This window comes from Neisseria sp. P0021.S006 (assembly GCF_051956895.1).
Map to the genome: position 1 here is coordinate 1 of NZ_JBQCWZ010000946.1, position 567 is coordinate 567.

Annotated in this window: 1 protein-coding gene and 2 pseudogenes; 2 read left to right on the forward strand and 1 reads right to left on the reverse strand. The window is 50.6% G+C overall.

All coding sequences use genetic code 11. The features are described from left to right. Together ACTHUM_RS18060 and ACTHUM_RS18065 are read left to right on the forward strand one after the other, a co-directional pair. Positions 1-68, forward strand: a pseudogene (locus tag ACTHUM_RS18060) (Na+/H+ antiporter NhaC family protein); the annotation flags it as partial. Between the two features lies 1 nt (position 69). Next, entirely contained in the window at positions 70-297 is a 228-nt protein-coding gene (locus ACTHUM_RS18065) for a SlyX family protein (protein WP_070814707.1), read from the forward strand. Positions 298-399: 102 nt separating this feature from the next. Here the strand turns inward: ACTHUM_RS18065 and ACTHUM_RS18070 are convergent. After that, positions 400-567 (reverse strand): annotated as a pseudogene (locus ACTHUM_RS18070) (diaminopimelate decarboxylase); the annotation flags it as partial.

The window sequence follows — 567 nt, forward strand, 5'->3', positions numbered from 1 at the left end:
TCCCAACCTTTATCCACTACAATATCCCGCTGATGGTTGCAGGCTGGATTGCCGCGATGGTGCTGTAATATGAGCAATATTCAGGAATTGGAACACCGCGTCACCGAGCTGGAAATTCAGACGGCCTTGCAGGAAGATTTAATCGGCAGCCTGAACGACACCATCGCCAAGATGCAGCAGGCTTTGGATTTGCAACAAGGCCAGTTGCGGCTTCTGTATCAACGGATGCAGGACAAAGGCGCAAACGGCGAACGCGAACCGTACAGCCTGCGCGACGAGATTCCGCCGCATTATTGATAAACTGAAAAAGGGCGTGTTTGATACATGCCCTTTTCTTTCATTACAAAGGCCGTCTGAAAGTCAATCAAGCTTTCAGACGGCCTTTTAAACAATCAAACCTTACAAACAAGCCAATTCGTTGGCCATTTGCTGCTCGACGGTCTCACGTTGGCGGATAAGTTTACATTCGTTGCCGTTAACCAATACTTCCGCCGCGCGGTTGCGCGTGTTGTAGTTGCTCGCCATGCTTGAGCCATACGCACCGGCGCTGCGGATAAGCAGCAAATC